Source organism: Pantoea sp., assembly GCF_028283705.1.
GTDB lineage: Bacteria > Pseudomonadota > Gammaproteobacteria > Enterobacterales > Enterobacteriaceae > Pantoea.
The window spans coordinates 258,611-276,224 of sequence record NZ_JAPWKD010000022.1; the positions used below are offsets into that span (position 1 = coordinate 258,611).

Annotated in this window: 18 protein-coding genes; 8 read left to right on the top strand and 10 right to left on the bottom strand. The window is 55.1% G+C overall.

Translation table 11 applies throughout. From position 1 onward, the window contains the following. Positions 1–14: 14 nt before the first annotated feature. The 3 genes from recF to dnaA all read right to left on the bottom strand — a co-directional run bounded on the left by recF (position 15) and on the right by dnaA (position 3,693). A complete protein-coding gene (gene recF, locus PW844_RS20230) occupies positions 15–1,100 on the bottom strand; it encodes a DNA replication/repair protein RecF (protein ID WP_299455658.1) in 1,086 nt (361 codons plus the stop codon). 87 nt (positions 1,101–1,187) lie between these two features. Continuing rightward, a complete protein-coding gene (gene dnaN / locus PW844_RS20235; RefSeq protein WP_299455660.1) occupies positions 1,188–2,288 on the bottom strand; it encodes a DNA polymerase III subunit beta in 1,101 nt (366 codons plus the stop codon). A gap of 4 nt (positions 2,289–2,292) precedes the next feature. Beyond that, positions 2,293–3,693 (bottom strand): chromosomal replication initiator protein DnaA, encoded by a 1,401-nt coding sequence (gene dnaA, locus PW844_RS20240; protein WP_084878156.1) that lies wholly within the window; start codon positions 3,691–3,693, stop codon positions 2,293–2,295. Between the two features lie 603 nt (positions 3,694–4,296). On the opposite strand from dnaA, the gene rpmH reads away from it, so the two are divergent. The 6 genes from rpmH to PW844_RS20270 all read left to right on the top strand — a co-directional run bounded on the left by rpmH (position 4,297) and on the right by PW844_RS20270 (position 8,948). Beyond that, positions 4,297–4,437, top strand: coding sequence for a 50S ribosomal protein L34 (gene rpmH / locus PW844_RS20245; RefSeq protein WP_003849659.1), 141 nt, complete (start codon positions 4,297–4,299; stop codon positions 4,435–4,437). 15 nt (positions 4,438–4,452) lie between these two features. Next, positions 4,453–4,812 (top strand): ribonuclease P protein component, encoded by a 360-nt coding sequence (gene rnpA, locus PW844_RS20250; protein ID WP_036625704.1) that lies wholly within the window; start codon positions 4,453–4,455, stop codon positions 4,810–4,812. Continuing rightward, complete coding sequence (gene yidD, locus PW844_RS20255; RefSeq protein WP_084878154.1) at positions 4,776–5,033, top strand: membrane protein insertion efficiency factor YidD; 258 nt, start codon at positions 4,776–4,778, stop codon at positions 5,031–5,033. The genes rnpA and yidD overlap by 37 nt, the downstream gene beginning before the upstream one ends. 2 nt (positions 5,034–5,035) lie before the next feature. Then, complete coding sequence (gene yidC / locus PW844_RS20260; RefSeq protein ID WP_299455715.1) at positions 5,036–6,682, top strand: membrane protein insertase YidC; 1,647 nt, start codon at positions 5,036–5,038, stop codon at positions 6,680–6,682. Between the two features lie 81 nt (positions 6,683–6,763). After that, positions 6,764–8,128, top strand: coding sequence for a tRNA uridine-5-carboxymethylaminomethyl(34) synthesis GTPase MnmE (mnmE, locus tag PW844_RS20265; RefSeq protein ID WP_299455716.1), 1,365 nt, complete (start codon positions 6,764–6,766; stop codon positions 8,126–8,128). A 229-nt stretch (positions 8,129–8,357) separates the two neighbouring features. Further along, positions 8,358–8,948 carry a malonic semialdehyde reductase gene (locus PW844_RS20270; RefSeq protein WP_299455718.1) on the top strand — a complete coding sequence of 197 codons (591 nt, stop codon included), beginning with the start codon at positions 8,358–8,360 and terminating at the stop codon, positions 8,946–8,948. 64 nt (positions 8,949–9,012) lie between these two features. Here PW844_RS20270 and PW844_RS20275 read toward each other — a convergent pair whose 3' ends face one another. Continuing rightward, positions 9,013–9,519, bottom strand: a complete 507-nt coding sequence (locus PW844_RS20275) for a flavin reductase family protein (protein WP_299455720.1) — start codon at positions 9,517–9,519, stop codon at positions 9,013–9,015. A gap of 301 nt (positions 9,520–9,820) precedes the next feature. Here PW844_RS20275 and PW844_RS20280 point away from each other — a divergent pair, with 301 nt between their 5' ends. Then, complete coding sequence (locus PW844_RS20280) at positions 9,821–10,579, top strand: phosphopantetheinyl transferase (protein WP_299455722.1); 759 nt, start codon at positions 9,821–9,823, stop codon at positions 10,577–10,579. A 32-nt stretch (positions 10,580–10,611) separates the two neighbouring features. Here the strand turns inward: PW844_RS20280 and PW844_RS20285 are convergent, their stop codons facing one another. Further along, a complete protein-coding gene (locus PW844_RS20285) occupies positions 10,612–11,925 on the bottom strand; it encodes an NCS2 family permease (RefSeq protein WP_299455724.1) in 1,314 nt (437 codons plus the stop codon). A 140-nt stretch (positions 11,926–12,065) separates the two neighbouring features. Here PW844_RS20285 and yieH point away from each other — a divergent pair, with 140 nt between their 5' ends. Next, positions 12,066–12,725, top strand: a complete 660-nt coding sequence (yieH, locus tag PW844_RS20290; RefSeq protein ID WP_299455726.1) for a 6-phosphogluconate phosphatase — start codon at positions 12,066–12,068, stop codon at positions 12,723–12,725. A 42-nt stretch (positions 12,726–12,767) separates the two neighbouring features. Here the strand turns inward: yieH and PW844_RS20295 are convergent, their stop codons facing one another. The 5 genes from PW844_RS20295 to pstC form a co-directional block, all read right to left on the bottom strand. Beyond that, positions 12,768–14,009, bottom strand: a complete 1,242-nt coding sequence (locus PW844_RS20295; protein WP_299455727.1) for an MFS transporter — start codon at positions 14,007–14,009, stop codon at positions 12,768–12,770. Between the two features lie 106 nt (positions 14,010–14,115). Further along, positions 14,116–14,850: a phosphate signaling complex protein PhoU gene (gene phoU, locus PW844_RS20300; protein WP_208716984.1), complete on the bottom strand. Its 735-nt coding sequence runs from the start codon at positions 14,848–14,850 to the stop codon at positions 14,116–14,118. Between the two features lie 17 nt (positions 14,851–14,867). Beyond that, positions 14,868–15,641, bottom strand: coding sequence for a phosphate ABC transporter ATP-binding protein PstB (gene pstB, locus PW844_RS20305; protein WP_084878133.1), 774 nt, complete (start codon positions 15,639–15,641; stop codon positions 14,868–14,870). 44 nt (positions 15,642–15,685) lie between these two features. Continuing rightward, the gene (gene pstA, locus PW844_RS20310) at positions 15,686–16,573 is read right to left on the bottom strand and encodes a phosphate ABC transporter permease PstA (protein WP_299455732.1); all 888 of its coding nucleotides are present in this window, start codon (positions 16,571–16,573) and stop codon (positions 15,686–15,688) included. Beyond that, positions 16,570–17,532 carry a phosphate ABC transporter permease PstC gene (pstC, locus tag PW844_RS20315; RefSeq protein WP_299455734.1) on the bottom strand — a complete coding sequence of 321 codons (963 nt, stop codon included), beginning with the start codon at positions 17,530–17,532 and terminating at the stop codon, positions 16,570–16,572. Before pstC ends, pstA begins: the two co-directional genes overlap by 4 nt. Positions 17,533–17,614 lie beyond the last annotated feature (82 nt).

Consider the following 17,614-nt stretch of genomic DNA (forward strand, 5'->3'; position numbering starts at 1 on the left):
CGTTTCTCGCTCATTTAATCTTCAGGTTGAACTGCTATTTTACCCTGTTCCACGCGGAACATCTTGCCCTTTTCGTCGCTCATGTCGATTACATGCTCGACACCGATGGCACTGACGAATACCTGAGCCTGAGTGGCTTTTAAACGTTCCGCTAACAGGCGACGACGCACGTCATCCAGCTCCGAAGCAAAGTCATCAATCAGGTACAGGCAGCGACGTCCACTGCTGCGCGTCAGGTACTCCCCCTGCGCCAGGCGCAGTGCGCACATCAGCAGTTTTAATTGGCCGCGTGAGAGTAAATCTTCTACCGGCGTCCCTTCGGCACGAATACGGAAATCCGCTTTGTGCGGGCCGCTGGCGGTGTATGTCAGCGCGCGATCGCGCTCGAAATTGCGCTCCAGCAGTTCGCCGTAGTCACTTTCCTTGTCCCAGCCACGCTGGAAGGAGAACGCCAGTTCAAATTCCGGCAAAAACTGGGCGCAGGTGGCGGTGATTTCGCTGGAAATCGCTTCGCTGTATTCAGCTCGCCAGGCGCTGATTTGCTCCGCCAGCGGCACCAGCTCCTGATCCCACGGGCGAATCTGGCTGTAACGCGTGACCTGACGCAGTGCGGCATTGCGTTGCTTTAGCAAACGACGCAGATTGCTCCAGGCATGGAAAAAACCGGGGGCAGCATGAAAACAGCCCCAGTCGATATAGGCTCTACGGTATTTGGGGCCGCCGTTGAGCAAAGTAAACCCCTCCGGCGTGATTAACTGCATCGGCAGCAATTGCGCCAGTTCAGCCACTTTATGGCCGTCGCTGCCATCAATACGCACCTTGCTTTCCCCGGCGCGATTTTTGGTGAGTCCAACCGCCAGCTCGCGCTCACTGCCCTCGATACGGCCATGTAACACAAAAGCCTGTTGATCGTGGCGTATCACGCGCCCGGCTTGCAGGCTGCGAAAAGCACGACCATGCCCCAGGGTATAAATAGCCTCCAGCACGCTGGTTTTACCGCTGCCGTTGGCACCTACGAGGAAATTAAATCCTGGCGCTAAGGTCAGATCGGCCTGCTCGATGTTGCGAAAATCTTTAATCAGGAGGCGGGTTAAAGCCATGAAGTGGTCCGGGGATCAGCGTAGAGGGAGCCACTAATGGCTCCCGGGATGGTGCAAACCTCAGCCAGATCGGCATAAATGCCGACCCTACAAACGCATAGGCATCACAACATAGGCCGCTGCGGGACTGGCGACGTCTTCGATCTGCACGCTGGAGACGGAATCAGTCAGCAGCAGGCGGACGTTTTCACACTTTAGCGCATTCAGCACATCCAGCACGTAACTGACGTTGAAACCGATCTCCAGTTCGCTGCCGTTGTAGCTGACATCCAGCATCTCTTCCGCCTCTTCCTGTTCCGGGTTGTTGGCGGTGATTTTCAGCTGATTTTCGGTGATATAGATACGAACACCGCGGAATTTCTCGTTCGACAGGATCGCCGCACGGGCAAACGCCTGCTTGAGCAGATCGCAACCGGCTTCCAGCGCTTTGTCGGGATTCTTCGGCAATACGCGGCGATAATCCGGGAAACGGCCATCAACCAGCTTCGATGTAAAGATAAAATCGCCGACATGCGCACGGATGTTGCTGCTGCCAATCTGGACCTGTAACGGCGTTTCGCCGCCATCGAGCAGACGAACCAGCTCAATCACCCCTTTACGCGGTACGATCACCGAATGGTCAGGCAGCGCCTGGCCTATCGGCATCGAGCAAACCGCCAGACGGTGGCCGTCGGTCGCCACGGTGCGCAGTTCTTCCCCTTCGGTTTCAAACAACATGCCGTTGAGGTAGTAACGTACGTCCTGATGCGCCATCGAAAACTGTGTCGCTTCGATCAGACGCTTCAGCGTGGCCTGCGGCAGGGTAAATTCTACTTCACTCTGCCAGTCATCCAGATTCGGGAAGTCACTGGCAGGCAGCGTGGAAAGCGAGAAACGGCTACGCCCAGAACGCACCAGCATTCTGTCGCCTTCCAGTGTCAGGGAGATCTCAGCACCATCCGGCAAACCACGACAAATATCGAGGAATTTACGCGCCGGGACGGTGGTTGCACCAGGTTCATGCGGCTGCGTTAACGCAACGCGGGCCACCATCTCCATTTCCAGATCGGTGCCGGTCAGCAACAAAGTGCCGTCATTTACCTGCAGCAGTAAATTTCCGAGGATCGGCAGCGTCGGACGCCCACCGAGCGGACCGCTGACCTGTTGCAGCGGTTTCAGCAACTGCTCACGTTCAACAATAAATTTCATAGCGTCAGGAAGATAAGGTTCGAATGAGGTTAGAGAAATCTTCTTTGATGTCGTGGCTTTCTTCACGCAGCTGCTCGATTTTACGGCAGGCGTGTAGCACGGTGGTATGGTCACGGCCACCAAACGCATCACCAATTTCCGGCAGGCTATGGTTGGTTAGCTCTTTCGCCATCGCCATCGCCATCTGGCGCGGACGCGCTACCGAGCGCGAACGGCGCTTGGATAGCAAATCGGCCACTTTAATTTTGTAATACTCCGCCACCGTCTTCTGAATATTGTCGATGGTGACCAGCTTTTCCTGCAACGCCAGCAGATCGCGCAGCGCTTCACGTACGAAGTCGATAGTAATGGCGCGACCGGTAAAGTTGGCGTTGGCAATCACGCGGTTCAGCGCGCCTTCCAGCTCACGGACGTTGGAACGCAGACGCTTAGCAATAAAGAACGCCACCTCACCCGGCAGGCGGATGTCGTTTTCATCGGCTTTCTTCATCAGGATAGCGACGCGCGTTTCCAGCTCCGGCGGCTCGATCGCCACCGTCAGTCCCCAGCCAAAACGCGACTTGAGACGATCTTCCACCCCGTTGATCTCTTTCGGGTAACGATCCGACGTCAGGATGATCTGTTGATTGCCTTCCAGCAGCGCATTGAAGGTGTGGAAAAACTCCTCCTGCGAACGCTCTTTATTGGCAAAGAACTGGATATCATCGATCAGCAGGGCATCGACAGAACGATAGTAACGTTTGAACTCTTCAATGGCGTTGTTTTGCAGGGCTTTCACCATATCCTGCACAAAACGCTCGGAATGCATATAGACCACTTTGGCATTGGGCTTACGCGCCATGATGCCATTCCCGACCGCATGTAACAGGTGGGTTTTGCCCAGACCGGTGCCACCATACAGGAACAGCGGGTTGTAAGCACCGCCCGGATTGTCAGCCACCTGACGTGCCGCCGCGCGCGCCAGCTGGTTAGATTTACCTTCGACAAAGTTGTCAAAGTTGTGGCGGTTATTGACGTTGGAACGGTAAGTCACATCGGCCGGAGCAGGCACAGAATCCCAGCTGGGACGCAGCGTTTGCGCCGGAGCCGGGCGGTTTTGTGCCGGCGCGGGTGCGCTGACGCTGGCCATCGCAGGCTGGCTGGTAGCGACCTGCGCCACCGGACGCGTGCCGACCTCAAAACGCAGCAATGGCACATCCGCACCGCAGAATTCATTCAGCAGCCCATTGATACTGTTGAGATATTTATCCCGAACCCAGTCGAGTACAAACCGATTTGGTGCATACAAGGCGAGCGTATTGTCGTTCAATTCAGCCTGCAGCGGACGAATCCACATGCTGAATTCGGTGGCAGGAAGCTCATCCTGCAAACGGGCAAGACACTGTTGCCAAAGCGTAAGTGACACGGCGGACTCCACTCGTACAAAATCGATAAGAATTTTAGGCGCTAATAAAAGAAACGTTCGTTTTTTGACACAGGCGATCAGAAAGCGCCCGCGACCGCTATCCGCGGTAGTCTCCCCGTCGATCGCAGTGCGGATCGTCAGCGGAAGGGCGGATCATAGCGCAAAGCGGCACAGAGATCTTCCCTTTCTACACAGTTTTGATCCAATTTATCCACAGGGTAGTGGCGCGCTAAAGAGTTTACGCCTTCTGGCGGAAAAGCGAGCGGGGATCAGGATGAAAGCTGCAAATTTTCTGGCGGAGTCTCGTTTTCTGTGCAAAAAATCCGCGCCTTGATCGCAAGAAGATCCTGCGCGATCCTTGCGCTTTGCCGTATAGCCCGTATAATTCTCCACCCCGGCGTTGTCGCGTTTAGCCCAATGCCCGGAAACAGCGGGCTGTATCCGGGTTTTCCTGGTACCGCGACCAGCGAAGTAAATTGACTCTGGACTGTACAATTATTACAATCCCGCCTCTTTATTAAAGACACATTGAGGCGTCGGTCGTTTTACTGGCCCGAATACGCGTCACCCAGTGAAAATTTTCAAGTTTAGGTAGAAACCGCCATGAAACGCACTTTTCAACCGTCCGTACTGAAGCGCAACCGTTCTCACGGCTTCCGTGCACGTATGGCTACAAAAAATGGTCGTCAGGTTCTGGCACGTCGTCGTGCTAAAGGCCGTTCTCGTCTGACCGTTTCTAAGTAATAAAAGCTAACCCTCGTGGTTAAGCTCGCATTTCCCAGGGAGTTACGTTTGTTAACTCCCACTCATTTCACTTTCGTCTTCCAGCAGCCACAAAGGGCTGGCACGCCGCAAATCACCATCCTCGGCCGCCTTAATTCGCTGGGGCATCCCCGCATCGGTCTCACCGTCGCCAAAAAACATGTAAAACGCGCCCATGAACGTAACCGGATCAAGCGATTGACCCGCGAAAGCTTTCGTCTGCGTCAGCATGAACTGCCCGCGATGGATTTTGTGGTCGTGGCTAAAAAAGGGGTTGCTGACCTGGATAATCGTGCGCTGGCGGAAGCGTTGGAGAAATTATGGCGTCGTCACTGTCGCCTGGCTCGCGGCTCCTGATCGCCCTGATACGCGTGTATCAACGCGCCATCAGCCCACTGCTGGGACCTCATTGCCGGTTCAATCCCTCCTGTTCGCAGTATGGGATTGAGGCATTGCGTCGCTTTGGGGTAATAAAAGGCAGTTGGTTGACGATTAAACGCGTATTAAAATGCCACCCTTTGAACCCGGGTGGCGACGATCCTGTGCCGCCAAAAACCTTTGATACCAGAGAACATTAACGATGGATTCGCAACGCAATCTCTTTCTCATCGCTTTTCTGTTCGTGTCTTTTATGATCTGGCAAGCCTGGCAAACGGACCATGCTCCGCAGCCGCAGCAAACCCAGACCACGCAGACGACCAACAGCACAGCGGGTGATGCCGCCTCTTCCGGCGTTCCCGGCAGCGGCCAGGGCAAAACGATCACCGTTAAGACTGATGTCCTGTCATTGAACATCAACACCCGCGGTGGCGACATCGAGCAGGCTTCACTGCTGACTTACCCGGACAAACTGGGTTCGGATGCACCATTCCAGCTGCTTGAAACCACCCCAGCGTTCATCTATCAGGCACAGAGCGGCTTAACCGGCCGTAACGGTCCGGATAACCCGAACAATGGCGCACGTCCACTTTTCACCACCACTCAGGATCACTTTGAGATGGCGGAAGGCCAGACTGAGCTGCGCGTACCGCTCACCTGGACTGGCGAAAATGGTGTGGTTTACACCAAAACCTTCGTGTTCAAACGCGGTGAATTCGCCGTGAATGTTGACTACAACATCAACAACACCAGCGAGCAACCGCTGGAAGTGGCGATGTTTGGTCAGCTGAAACAGACCATCGAAGTGCCGAAGCACCGTGATACCGGTAGCAACAACTTTGCTCTGCATACCTTCCGTGGTGCAGCGTACTCAACCAGCGATGCGAAATACGAAAAATATAAATTCGACACCATCAATGATAACGAGAACCTGAACACCACCACCAGCAATGGCTGGGTAGCGATGCTGCAACAGTACTTTGCTACTGCATGGGTACCGCGTACCGAAGGTACCAACACCCTGTACACCAGCAATCTGGGTAACGGCGTTGCCGCCATCGGTTATAAATCAGCACCGGTCACCGTCGCACCTGGCGCGCAGCAGAATCTCGGCGCGACCCTGTGGGTTGGCCCGGAAATTCAGGACCAGATGGCAGCTATCGCGCCTCACCTGGATCTGACGGTGGATTACGGTTGGTTGTGGTTCATCTCTCAGCCGCTGTTCAAGCTGTTGAAGTTCATCCACAGCTTTATCGGTAACTGGGGCTTCTCCATCATCGTTATCACCTTCATCGTTCGTGGCATCATGTACCCGCTGACCAAAGCGCAGTACACTTCGATGGCGAAGATGCGCATGCTGCAGCCGAAGATTCAGGCTATGCGTGAGCGTCTGGGCGATGATAAGCAGAAGATGAGCCAGGAGATGATGGCGCTGTACAAAGCGGAGAAAGTGAACCCGCTCGGCGGCTGTCTGCCGCTGGTGATTCAGATGCCAATCTTCCTTGCCCTGTACTACATGTTGTCTGGCTCGGTTGAACTGCGTCACGCGCCGTTTATTCTGTGGATTCATGACCTGTCCGCGCAGGACCCGTACTACATCCTGCCGGTTATCATGGGTATCACCATGTTCTTCATTCAGAAGATGTCACCGACCACCGTGACCGATCCGATGCAGCAGAAGATCATGACTTACATGCCGGTTATCTTTACCGTGTTCTTCCTGTGGTTCCCGTCAGGTCTGGTGCTGTACTACATCGTCAGCAACCTGGTAACCATTCTCCAGCAGCAGTTGATTTATCGCGGCCTGGAAAAACGTGGTCTGCATAGCCGCGACAAGAAGAAAGCGTAACGCCCAGCTCCTGCGAGCAAGGACGTAAACATCGGGGCGGCATTTATGTCGCCCTGTTTTTTTTTGAAACGAGAGTCAATTATGAGCCATAGCGATACCATCGTCGCCCAGGCAACGCCACCCGGCCGTGGCGGTGTCGGCATTCTGCGTATCTCCGGAGCAAAAGCGGCCGACATCGCGCAAGCCGTGCTGGGTAAACTGCCGAAACCGCGCTATGCCGACTATCTGCCGTTTACCGATGCCGATGGCAGCGTGCTGGATCAGGGTATTGCGCTGTGGTTTCCCGGCCCCAATTCTTTTACCGGTGAAGACGTGCTGGAGTTGCAGGGCCACGGCGGTCCGGTGATTCTCGACCTGCTGCTAAAGCGCATTGTGGCGCTGCCCGGCGTGCGCATTGCTCAGCCAGGTGAATTCTCCGAACGCGCTTTTCTGAATGACAAACTCGATCTGGCCCAGGCAGAAGCCATTGCTGACCTGATCGATGCCAGTTCCGAGCAGGCAGCACGTTCGGCGGTGAATTCGTTACAGGGCGCATTTTCCGTGCGTATTAACGCCCTTGTGGAAGCACTCACTTACCTGCGTATCTATGTGGAAGCGGCCATCGATTTTCCGGATGAAGAGATCGATTTCCTCTCTGACGGAAAAATTGAAGCACAGCTCAATGCGGTGATCGGCGACCTGAATGGCGTGCGAGCCGAAGCCCGCCAGGGCAGCCTGCTGCGTGAAGGGATGAAAGTGGTGATTGCTGGCCGTCCCAATGCCGGAAAATCCAGTCTTCTGAATGCATTAGCCGGACGCGAAGCCGCTATCGTCACCGATATCGCCGGTACCACGCGTGACGTGCTGCGCGAACATATTCATATCGACGGCATGCCACTGCATATCATCGATACCGCTGGCTTACGCGATGCCAGCGACGAAGTTGAACGCATCGGTATTGAACGGGCGTGGCAGGAGATTGAACAGGCCGATCGCGTACTGTTTATGGTGGATGGCACCACCACCGAGGCCACCGAAGCCGCCGCCATCTGGCCCGATTTCGTGTCGCGCCTGCCTGCCGAGCTGCCGATCACCGTGGTACGTAACAAGGCCGATATGACCGGTGAATCCCTCGGCCTGTCCGAAGTGAATGGTCACTCGCTTATTCGCCTGTCCGCTCGCACGGGTGAAGGCATCGATACCTTGCGCGACCATCTGAAACAGACCATGGGCTTCAGCGGCAATATGGAAGGCGGCTTCCTCGCCCGCCGTCGTCATTTGCAGGCGCTGGAGTTAGCAGCGACTCACCTGCAACAGGGCAAAGATCAGCTGCTGGGAGCCTGGGCGGGTGAACTGCTGGCCGAGGAACTGCGTCTGGCGCAACAGGCCCTGAGCGAAATCACCGGCGAGTTCACCTCGGATGACCTGCTGGGGCGGATTTTCTCCAGTTTTTGTATTGGGAAGTGATCTGACGGGATACCCGCATCAGCGGGTTTCTCTCACCTGACAATGCCCTTTTCCTCTCCTCCTGCTCAGTAAACAAAACAGCAGACGATGCCGTTTTGTTATTTGGCTCCCCCCTGCCTTTGCAGTATAACGATCCCACTGGGTGCGCAAAGTGCACCAACGGATCCCGGTCATTCCTCTATTCATGCTAAACATTAGGCTCAATTTGATGCCTGAAAAGGAGAGAAACATGAGTACACCGCTCGACAGCCTCGCCCTGAATGCGCTGTTCAATGAAGCCCGCACCCACAGCTACTGGCAAAACAAACCGATTTCACAGGACCTGTTAAAGCAACTCTACGCGCTGACAGCGCTGGGTCCCACCTCCGCCAACTGCTCACCGGGCCGCTTTGTGTTTGTCACCTCACAGGAAGGGAAAGAAAAGCTGAAACCCGCGCTCTCTTCCGGCAACCTGGAAAAAACCATGGCAGCTCCAGTGACGGTTATCGTCGCCTCCGATGCGGAGTTCTATGAAAATCTGCCTAAGCTGTTTCCACACGGTGATGCGCGTAGCTGGTTCACCAGCAATCCGGAGCTGGTTAAAGAGACTGCATTTCGCAACAGCAGTTTGCAGGCGGGTTATCTGATTCTGGCGGCACGCTCATTGGGGCTGGATGCTGGCCCGATGTCGGGTTTTGATCCGGCCAAAATCAATGAAGCTTTCTTCAGCAACAGCAAATGGCAGGTTAATTTGCTGATCAACCTCGGTTATGGCGAAGCGAGCAAACTGCATCCGCGTCTGCCGCGCCTCGGTTTTGATGACGTCTGCAAATTTGCCTGAGTAAAAAGCGCCGTGACACAGTCTGTCGCGGCGCGATTTATCGCGCGGGTTTTATGGACCGCGCTTATCCCAGCGAATGAAAGCCACTGTTGAAGTAGACCATCGGTTCTGCCGCTTCGCCCGGCAAATTAATGCCCACAATCCGCGCCAGCAACACGCTATGTGTGTGCCAGTCCACCACTTTTTCCAGATGACAATCAAAACTCACCAGCGCATCAGCCAGCACCGGCGCGCCGGTAGTCAGGGTTTGCCAGTCGCCGTGCTGAAAGCGCTCAGTGCGACGTGATGGCTGACTGAACTGCGCGCAAAGCTCGGCATGGTGCTCACGCAGCACGTTAACCGCAAAATATCCTGCCTGCAGAAAACCCGCATGGCTGGAGGAGCTTTGGTTGATGCAAACCAACAGGCTGGGCGGTTCTGCCGCCAGTGAGCTGACCGACGACGCAATCAGACCAAATTTCTCATCGCCTGATTGTGTGGTGACCAGTGAGACGCCTGCACTCAGGCGGCGCATACCAAAACGAAAGTCATCGAGTGAGATCGATTCCTGGGAAGATGAAGTAACTGACATAAAAACTCCGACGTGCATGATTCTGCGATGAAGCACAGCTGAAATCCGGCAATTATAATTTTCTCATCAGCCTGCTTTTTTAATGCCCAAATCCTACACTACATCGCCCCATTCAGCATCTAATCAGGCATTTATCAGCAAACAAGCTGGATGACATGGCTACTGGCGCGGCCTCAGCGCATGGCCATGATGTTCGGCGTTATCTGAAATTCAGGGATTCCACGTAATGCCGGATGCAAAGACATGAGAAAATTCTTACAATAGCTGTGATGATTATCCGACCATTTTCACGGAGCGACAGATGGCTAGTCATTTTGTTCGTTGGATGGGTAACCCGCCCCTCTCCTCTGAGACAATGCGGGTTCCACAGGATGTAATTAATAGCGCGCAACGTCTGCCCGATAAGCGCCGTGGCCGCTTTCTTGCCGCTCGTGAGCTGCTGGCGCAGCTGATGTTGCGTATTTACGGTATCAATGAACTGCCGCTGCTTGTGACCACCAGCAGCGGTCGGCCCCGTTTTGCCGATTCCGCCCTGCCTGATTTCAGCATCGCCTATGCCGGAAATATGGTGGGTGTTCTGCTGGCTGAAGAAGGTGGCCGGGCCGGGCTGGATATGGAAATCGTGCGCGCCCACAGTCGTCAGACGCAGGATGCCCTCACCCAGGATCTCTCTTCCGGAGAGAAAGCCTGGATTAATGCGCAGCAGGATTTTATGGAAGCGGTGACGCAGATCTGGACGCTACGCCAGAGCATTCTCAAACTCACCGGCGAAGCGGAAAGCGGTATCGATTCATTGCGGCTCCATCCCGCCGCAGGACGCCTGCGCTCCAGCGTGTTCCCGGATATTCAGGCCGTGTGCGATGCCGAACCGACGCTGGTTTGGTCATGCGCTTTGTCACCCGGTACGGAGCGACTTCGGTTGTGGGAAATTGATGGCGACTATCAATGGCAGCCGCTACGCGATGTGGAGATGAGTAAACCGAATATCGGTCCACGCACCTTGCGTCTGACCAGTTTACCGAGCGAACGCACTACACCGCAGGAAATAGGTCATCCATAATAAGACAGGCCGCTTATGCGGCCTGTTTAGTTTTAGTGGGCGTCAACAAACACGATTTTCAGTACAAACAACAGCGCCACCACCACCACGCACGGGCTGATTTCCCGCCAGCGTCCCGTTCCCAGCTTCATCACGCAGTAAGCGATAAAGCCCAGCGCAATGCCTTCCGTAATCGAGAAACTGAACGGCATCATCACTGCGGTGACAAACGCCGGAACCGCTTCAGTAAGATCGTCCCAGCGCACACGTGACAATGACGCCGTCATCAGTACGCCGACGTAGATCAAAGCGCCCGCAGCCGCGTAGGCGGGCACCATCGCCGCCAGCGGTGACAGAAACATCACCAGCAGGAACAGGATACCGGTGATCACCGCCATCAGCCCGGTACGGCCACCAATCGCCACGCCCGAAGAACTTTCGATATAGGCGGTAACCGATGAAGTACCAATCAGCGACCCGGCCACTGAGCTGACGCTGTCAACAAACAACGCCTGCTTCATCCGCGGGAAGGTGCCTTTTTCATCAGTCAGCCCGGCTTTGTCGGTTACGCCAATCAGCGTGCCGGAGGAGTCAAACAGGTTGACCAGCATGAACGAGAAAATCACCCCGGCCATCCCGATATTCAGTGCACCTTTAATATCGACCTGACCCACCACGGAACCCACAGAGGGTGGTGTCGCGAACACGCCGGTAAACTTCACATCGCCCAGCAGCAGGCCAATCACGGTGGTCACCACAATCGACACCAGCACCGCCGCATGGATATTACGTGAAGCCAGAATGGCGATAATGAAAAAGCCAAGCGCGCCCAGCAACACGCTATGCGAGGTCAGGTTACCCACGGTGACCAGCGTATCGGCATTTGGCACGATGATACCCGCATTTTTCAGCCCCATCATGGCGATGAACAGCCCGATACCGGCCGTGATGCCCACGCGCAGGCTCAGCGGGATATTGGCAATCATCCAGTAACGCACGCGCAACAACGTGAGGATTAATAACCCCAGCGCACCCCAGAAGATTGCCCCCATACCGATCTGCCACGAATACCCCATCGCGCCGACTACGACAAAGGCAAAGAAGGCATTCAGCCCCATCGCCGGTGCCAGAGCGACCGGCAGATTAGCCACCAGCCCCATCAGGATGCTGCCAAATGCGGCAATCAGACAGGTGGTGACAAACACCGCCTGGGTATTCATACCCGCGGCACCAAGGATTTGCGGGTTAACGAAGACGATGTACACCATCGTCAGAAAGGTGGTGAAACCGGCGATCACTTCCGTGCGCACGGTAGTACCGTGTTCCTGCAACTTAAAAATGCGCTGCAACAGACCCTGCTTGTTCATAGCATTATCCTGCTGAAAAATTTAACGCGCGTATCCTATAGATTTTACCGGCCCAGCACACTGATTTTTCGCAAGCGTTTGCTCGACGCGCGCAGTGGGTTAGAGTGACAGCTAATTGTTTACCAAAAGGATGATGTGCGATGTCAGTTGAATGTATTTTTTTTGATTGTGACGGCACGCTGGTCGACAGCGAGGTGATCTGTACGCAATCTTACGTCAACACCTTTGCCCGCTACGGTATCGAGCTATCGCTCCAGCAGATGTTCGAAAAATACAAAGGGGTCAAACTGTACGACATCATCCGTGATGTGGCAGCGGAACATCAGGCCGAACTCCCCATCGATGAAGTGGAAACCGCCTACCGCGCCGAAGTGGCCCGGCTGTTTGACTTGCAGCTGGAGCCTATCGCCGGGGCAAAAGCGCTGGTGGAGCAGGTTAAAGTGCCGATGTGTGTGGTATCGAATGGCACAGTGAAGAAAATGCAGCATTCCCTCGGGCTGACCGGCATGTTGCCGTACTTCGCTGAGAATCTTTACAGCGGTTATGACATCAATCACTGGAAACCAGACCCGGAACTGATGTATCACGCGGCGGAGCAAATGCAGGTGCCGATTGAGAAATGCATTCTGGTGGATGATTCGGAAGCAGGTGCCCGCGCTGGCATCGCCGCCGGTATTCCGGTGTTTTATTACTGCGCGGATGCGCATAACCCGGAACTTGATCACCCGCTGGTGACCCGTTTTGATGATATGGCGCAGTTGCCAGCATTGTGGCAGGCGCGGGGTTGGGCGCTGGTGTAACGCCCTGTAACCCATAACGGCGCGAAAAATCGCGCCGTGGCATCAGCCAATCGCGCCCAGTGAATCCTCATTACCCTGCTTTTTCGGCAGCAAAAACAGCGTTGCCACAATATCCAGCAGATAAATCAGCGCCAGCAGCGTAATCGCCGCAGCAAATGATATTTTCGCAGCCAGTAAACCAATTACCAGCGGCCCAACCCCCCCCACACCACGCCCGAGGTTAAACAACACGTTCTGCGCCGTGGCGCGAGCCTGTGGCGGGAAAGTATCGGAAATTAACGCGCCGTAGCCGCCAATCATGCCATTCACGAACATCCCCATCAGCGCACCGGTAAACAGCATCACGGTGGGATCACGCAGCTGAGCGTAAATCACCACCATCACTACCGCACCAAATTGATACAACAGGAAGATTTTCCAGCGCGCGAAGCGGTCCGCCAGCACGCCAAACAGCCAGATACCGAACGTCATCCCCACCACGGTGACAGCGGTCCACAGACCGGATTTGGTCAGACTGAAGCCGAAGCTGGAGGAGAGATAACTCGGCATCCAAATCATCAGACCGTAATAACCAAAGTTCTGTACCGAGCAGAGGATAAAGATACCCAGACTTGCCTTGCTGGTGGCCCGGTCGCTAAACAGCAAACGGATACGTGCGGCAAACGACAATTGCGGCGTTTTCGCCACATGACGGGTAAATCCTTCCGGTTCCCCCATGCTGCGGCGAATCACAAACGACACCAGCGCGGGCAACAGCCCCACCAGGAACATACCGCGCCAACCAATCACACTCAGCAGTGGCGGGGTAATAAAGGCTGCCAGCAGCACACCCAGCTGCCAGCCGATGCCTACCCATGCGGAGGCGCGATTACGCTTCTCCTGCGGCCAGGCTTCAGCGATAAGCGCCATGCCGATACCAAACTCGCCACCCAGCCCCATTCCTGCCAGAGTACGGTACGCCAGCAAATCCCAGTAGCCCTGCGCCACTGCGCATAACCCGGTGAAAATGGAAAACATCAGAATAGTGACGGTCAGAATGCGGATGCGGCCAAAACGGTCGCTGAGATGCCCAAAGACAATGCCACCCACCACGGCTCCAATCAGCGTCCAGGTGACCAGCGATCCTGCCTGTGAAGGATCGAGTGCCAGCGACACGCTAATCGCCGGTAACATGAAGCCAAGAATCAGCAGATCGAATCCGTCCATCGCATAGCCACTGACCGCCGCCAGCATCGCTTTGGCCGGGGTGACGCTCTGTTTCTTTTTGGGGGAGAGGGGTGACATCAGCAACACCTTGTAATAAAAAGTGCGCCAAGTATAAAGAGCGGAACGCCGTGAGACCAATCAGAAATGAAGATGGCTGCCGCTAATGCAGGCAGCCATCAGGCTATCAGGACGGTTTGTTGGTGCCATCGTCGCCGGACAGCAGCTCATCCAGCTTGTCGCCACCAACGTGACGGAAATCCTGTCCCTTCACGAAGTAGAAGATGATTTCGCAGATATTCTGGCAACGGTCACCGATACGCTCGATGGCACGTGCGCAGAACAGGGCGGTCAGTACACTTGGAATGGTACGCGGATCTTCCATCATGTAGGTCATCAGCTGACGTACAATGCCCTCGTACTCTTTATCCACCTTCTTATCTTCACGGTAGATCTGGATCGCCGCATTAAGATCCATGCGGGCAAACGCATCCAGCACGTCATGCAGCATCTGCACGGTATGATGGCCAAGTGATTCCAGGCTCACCAGCAGCGGCAGATGTTGCTGACCAAATTTCTCCAGTGCAGTGCGGCTGATTTTTTCCGCCACGTCACCGATACGTTCCAGCTCAGAAATGGTCTTGATGATTGCCATCACCAGGCGCAGGTCGCTGGCGGTAGGCTGGCGTTTGGCGATGATGCGCACGCAGGCTTCATCAATCTCCACTTCCATCATATTGACCTTCTGATCACCGTCGATAACGCGCTGTGCCAGTTCGCCATCCTGGTTATGCATCGCGGTAATGGCGTCGGTGAGCTGCTGCTCAACCATGCCACCCATGATCATCACCTGAGTGCGAATGTGCTCCAGCTCCGCGTTGAACTGACCGGAGATATGTTTGTTCAGATTTAAATTATCCATGTGCGTCTCCTGTCAAATCAGCCGTAACGACCGGTAATGTAGTCTTCTGTCTGTTTTTGCGCGGGCTTGGTAAACAGCGTATCGGTATCGCTGAATTCAATCAGCTCACCCAGATACATAAACGCGGTGTGATCAGAACAACGCGCCGCCTGCTGCATGTTATGAGTTACGATCACCACGGTGTAGTCTTGCTTCAGCTCGGTGATCAGTTCTTCGATACGGCCGGTTGAAATCGGGTCCAGCGCCGAACAAGGCTCATCCAGCAGCAGCACTTCCGGGCGAATCGCAATGCCGCGTGCAATGCACAGACGTTGCTGCTGACCGCCGGAGAGACTGTAACCACTCTGATGCAGCTTGTCTTTGGTTTCATTCCACAGCGCTGCTTTGCTCAGCGCCCACTGCACGCGCTCATCCATATCAGCACGCGACAGCTTTTCAAACAGACGCACGCCAAAGGCGATGTTGTCATAAATCGACATCGGGAACGGCGTCGGCTTCTGGAACACCATGCCAACACGGGCGCGCAGCAGGGCGATATCCTGGCTCGATGCCAGAATGTTGTCGCCATCCAGCAGAATTTCACCTTCTGCACGCTGCTCCGGGTAGAGCGAGTACATTTTGTTGAAGGTACGCAGCAGGGTCGATTTACCGCAGCCCGACGGCCCGATAAATGCGGTGACCTGGTTTTTTGCGATGTCCAGATTGATATTTTTCAGCGCATGGAATTTCCCGTAATGGAAGTTCAGATTGCGCACCTGAATTTTGCCGGCAGAAGAAGTTGCCATACTCATTGCTCGTCTCTCATGTACCGCGCCGCCGAAGCCGCGCCGGGAAATTAGTGTTTGCTCTTGGAGAAAATCACACGCGCCAGGATGTTCAGCAGCAACACGCACAGGGTAATGATCAGCACACCCGCCCACGCCAGACTCTGCCATTCCGCAAACGGGCTCATGGCGAATTTGAAGATGGTCACCGGCAGGTTGGCGATCGGCTGCATCATGTCGGTGCTCCAGAACTGGTTCGACAGCGCAGTAAACAGCAGCGGTGCGGTTTCACCGGCAATACGCGCAATCGCCAGCAGCACACCGGTCATAATGCCCGAGACTGACGCCTTCAGGGTGATAGCTGAAATCATCCTCCACTTCGGCGTACCCAGGGCATAAGCTGCCTCACGCATGCTGTCAGGCACCAGACGTAGCATGTTCTCGGTGGTGCGGATCACAATCGGGATCTGCAACAGCGCCAGCGCCACCACACCAGCCCAACCGGAGAAGTGCTGCATCTGCGCCACCACAATGGTGTAAACGAACAGACCCACCACAATCGACGGTGCGGATAACAGGATGTCGTTAATAAAACGAATCACTTCCGCCAGCCAGTGCTTGCGTCCATATTCCGCCAGGTAAATCCCCGCCATGATGCCCAGCGGCGTCCCGACGAAGGTTGACCAGAAAATCAATAAACCGCTACCGGCCAGGGCGTTCGCCAGACCACCACCAGCGGTATTGGGCGGCGGGGTCGATTCAGTAAACAGCGACCAGGATAAGCCATCGATACCGCGCGAAACGGTAGTGAACAGAATCCACACCAGCCAGAACAGGCCAAACGCCATCGTCAGTAACGACAACGTCAGCGCAATTTTATTTTTGGTACTGCGCCATGCCTGCATTTTACGACGTGAGGCTTCCAGCTCGGCGCGCGCCTGCAATTCAATCGTTGTCATGAACGGGCTCCTTCACTCTTCGCCAGACGCAGGATCATCAGTTTGGAGATCGCCAGCACGATAAAGGTGATAACAAACAGGATCAGGCCCAGTTCCATCAGTGCCGCCACATGCACGCCGGATTCCGCTTCAGCGAATTCGTTCGCCAGCGCCGAGGTGATGCTGTTGCCTGGCATAAACAGCGAAGCGCTGTCGAGCTGGTAGGTGTTACCGATAATAAAGGTGACCGCCATGGTTTCACCCAAGGCACGACCCAGGCCGAGCATCACGCCACCGATAACCCCGTTTTTGGTGAACGGCAGCACGATGCGCCAGATCACTTCCCAGGTGGTGCAGCCGATACCATAGGCTGACTCTTTCATCATCACCGGCGTCTGCTCAAACACATCACGCATCACCGAAGCGATGTAAGGGATGATCATAATAGCCAGAATCACACCTGCGGCGAGGATGCCGATGCCAAATGCCGGACCGGAAAACAGCGCGCCGACAATCGGGATATTCGACATGATGTCACCCACCGGCGTCTGGAAATATTGCGCAAACAGCGGTGCGAAAATAAACAGGCCCCACATGCCGTAAACGATACTGGGGATGGCCGCCAGCAGTTCAATCGCCGTACCAAGTGGACGACGCAGCCAGCCTGGTGCCAGTTCCGTCAGGAACAGGGCGATACCAAAGCTCACCGGAACGGCGATGATCAACGCAATCAGTGAGGTCACGACAGTGCCGTAAATCGGCACCAGCGCACCAAATTCTTCATTAGGCGCATCCCAGGTTTTGGTCCACAGGAAGGAGAAGCCAAATTTCTGGATGCTGGGCCAGGAGGAGAAAATCAGGGAGACGATGATGCCACCCAGCAGCAACAACACAATCAGCGCGGAGAGTTTAACCAGCGCGCCGAAAATCATGTCACCTTGTTTGCCAGGGGCTTTAAACGTCGGCTTAGTGGCAGCCATAGAAGTCTCTGTTCTCAGGGAATGACAGGGCGACATGATCATCATGCCGCCCATTGGGTAGGCCAGCATTGCGGCTGGCCAG

Excerpts from the sequence above, each read along its gene's own strand:
- recF (WP_299455658.1), bottom strand. The coding sequence starts at position 1,100 with ATGGCTTTAACCCGCCTCCTGATTAAAGATTTTCGCAACATCGAGCAG.
- dnaN (WP_299455660.1), bottom strand. The coding sequence starts at position 2,288 with ATGAAATTTATTGTTGAACGTGAGCAGTTGCTGAAACCGCTGCAACAG.
- rpmH (WP_003849659.1), top strand. The coding sequence starts at position 4,297 with ATGAAACGCACTTTTCAACCGTCCGTACTGAAGCGCAACCGTTCTCAC.
- yidD (WP_084878154.1), top strand. The coding sequence starts at position 4,776 with ATGGCGTCGTCACTGTCGCCTGGCTCGCGGCTCCTGATCGCCCTGATA.
- yidC (WP_299455715.1), top strand. The coding sequence starts at position 5,036 with ATGGATTCGCAACGCAATCTCTTTCTCATCGCTTTTCTGTTCGTGTCT.
- mnmE (WP_299455716.1), top strand. The coding sequence starts at position 6,764 with ATGAGCCATAGCGATACCATCGTCGCCCAGGCAACGCCACCCGGCCGT.
- PW844_RS20270 (WP_299455718.1), top strand. The coding sequence starts at position 8,358 with ATGAGTACACCGCTCGACAGCCTCGCCCTGAATGCGCTGTTCAATGAA.
- PW844_RS20275 (WP_299455720.1), bottom strand. The coding sequence starts at position 9,519 with ATGTCAGTTACTTCATCTTCCCAGGAATCGATCTCACTCGATGACTTT.
- PW844_RS20280 (WP_299455722.1), top strand. The coding sequence starts at position 9,821 with ATGGCTAGTCATTTTGTTCGTTGGATGGGTAACCCGCCCCTCTCCTCT.
- PW844_RS20285 (WP_299455724.1), bottom strand. The coding sequence starts at position 11,925 with ATGAACAAGCAGGGTCTGTTGCAGCGCATTTTTAAGTTGCAGGAACAC.
- yieH (WP_299455726.1), top strand. The coding sequence starts at position 12,066 with ATGTCAGTTGAATGTATTTTTTTTGATTGTGACGGCACGCTGGTCGAC.
- PW844_RS20295 (WP_299455727.1), bottom strand. The coding sequence starts at position 14,009 with ATGTCACCCCTCTCCCCCAAAAAGAAACAGAGCGTCACCCCGGCCAAA.
- phoU (WP_208716984.1), bottom strand. The coding sequence starts at position 14,850 with ATGGATAATTTAAATCTGAACAAACATATCTCCGGTCAGTTCAACGCG.
- pstB (WP_084878133.1), bottom strand. The coding sequence starts at position 15,641 with ATGAGTATGGCAACTTCTTCTGCCGGCAAAATTCAGGTGCGCAATCTG.
- pstA (WP_299455732.1), bottom strand. The coding sequence starts at position 16,573 with ATGACAACGATTGAATTGCAGGCGCGCGCCGAGCTGGAAGCCTCACGT.
- pstC (WP_299455734.1), bottom strand. The coding sequence starts at position 17,532 with ATGGCTGCCACTAAGCCGACGTTTAAAGCCCCTGGCAAACAAGGTGAC.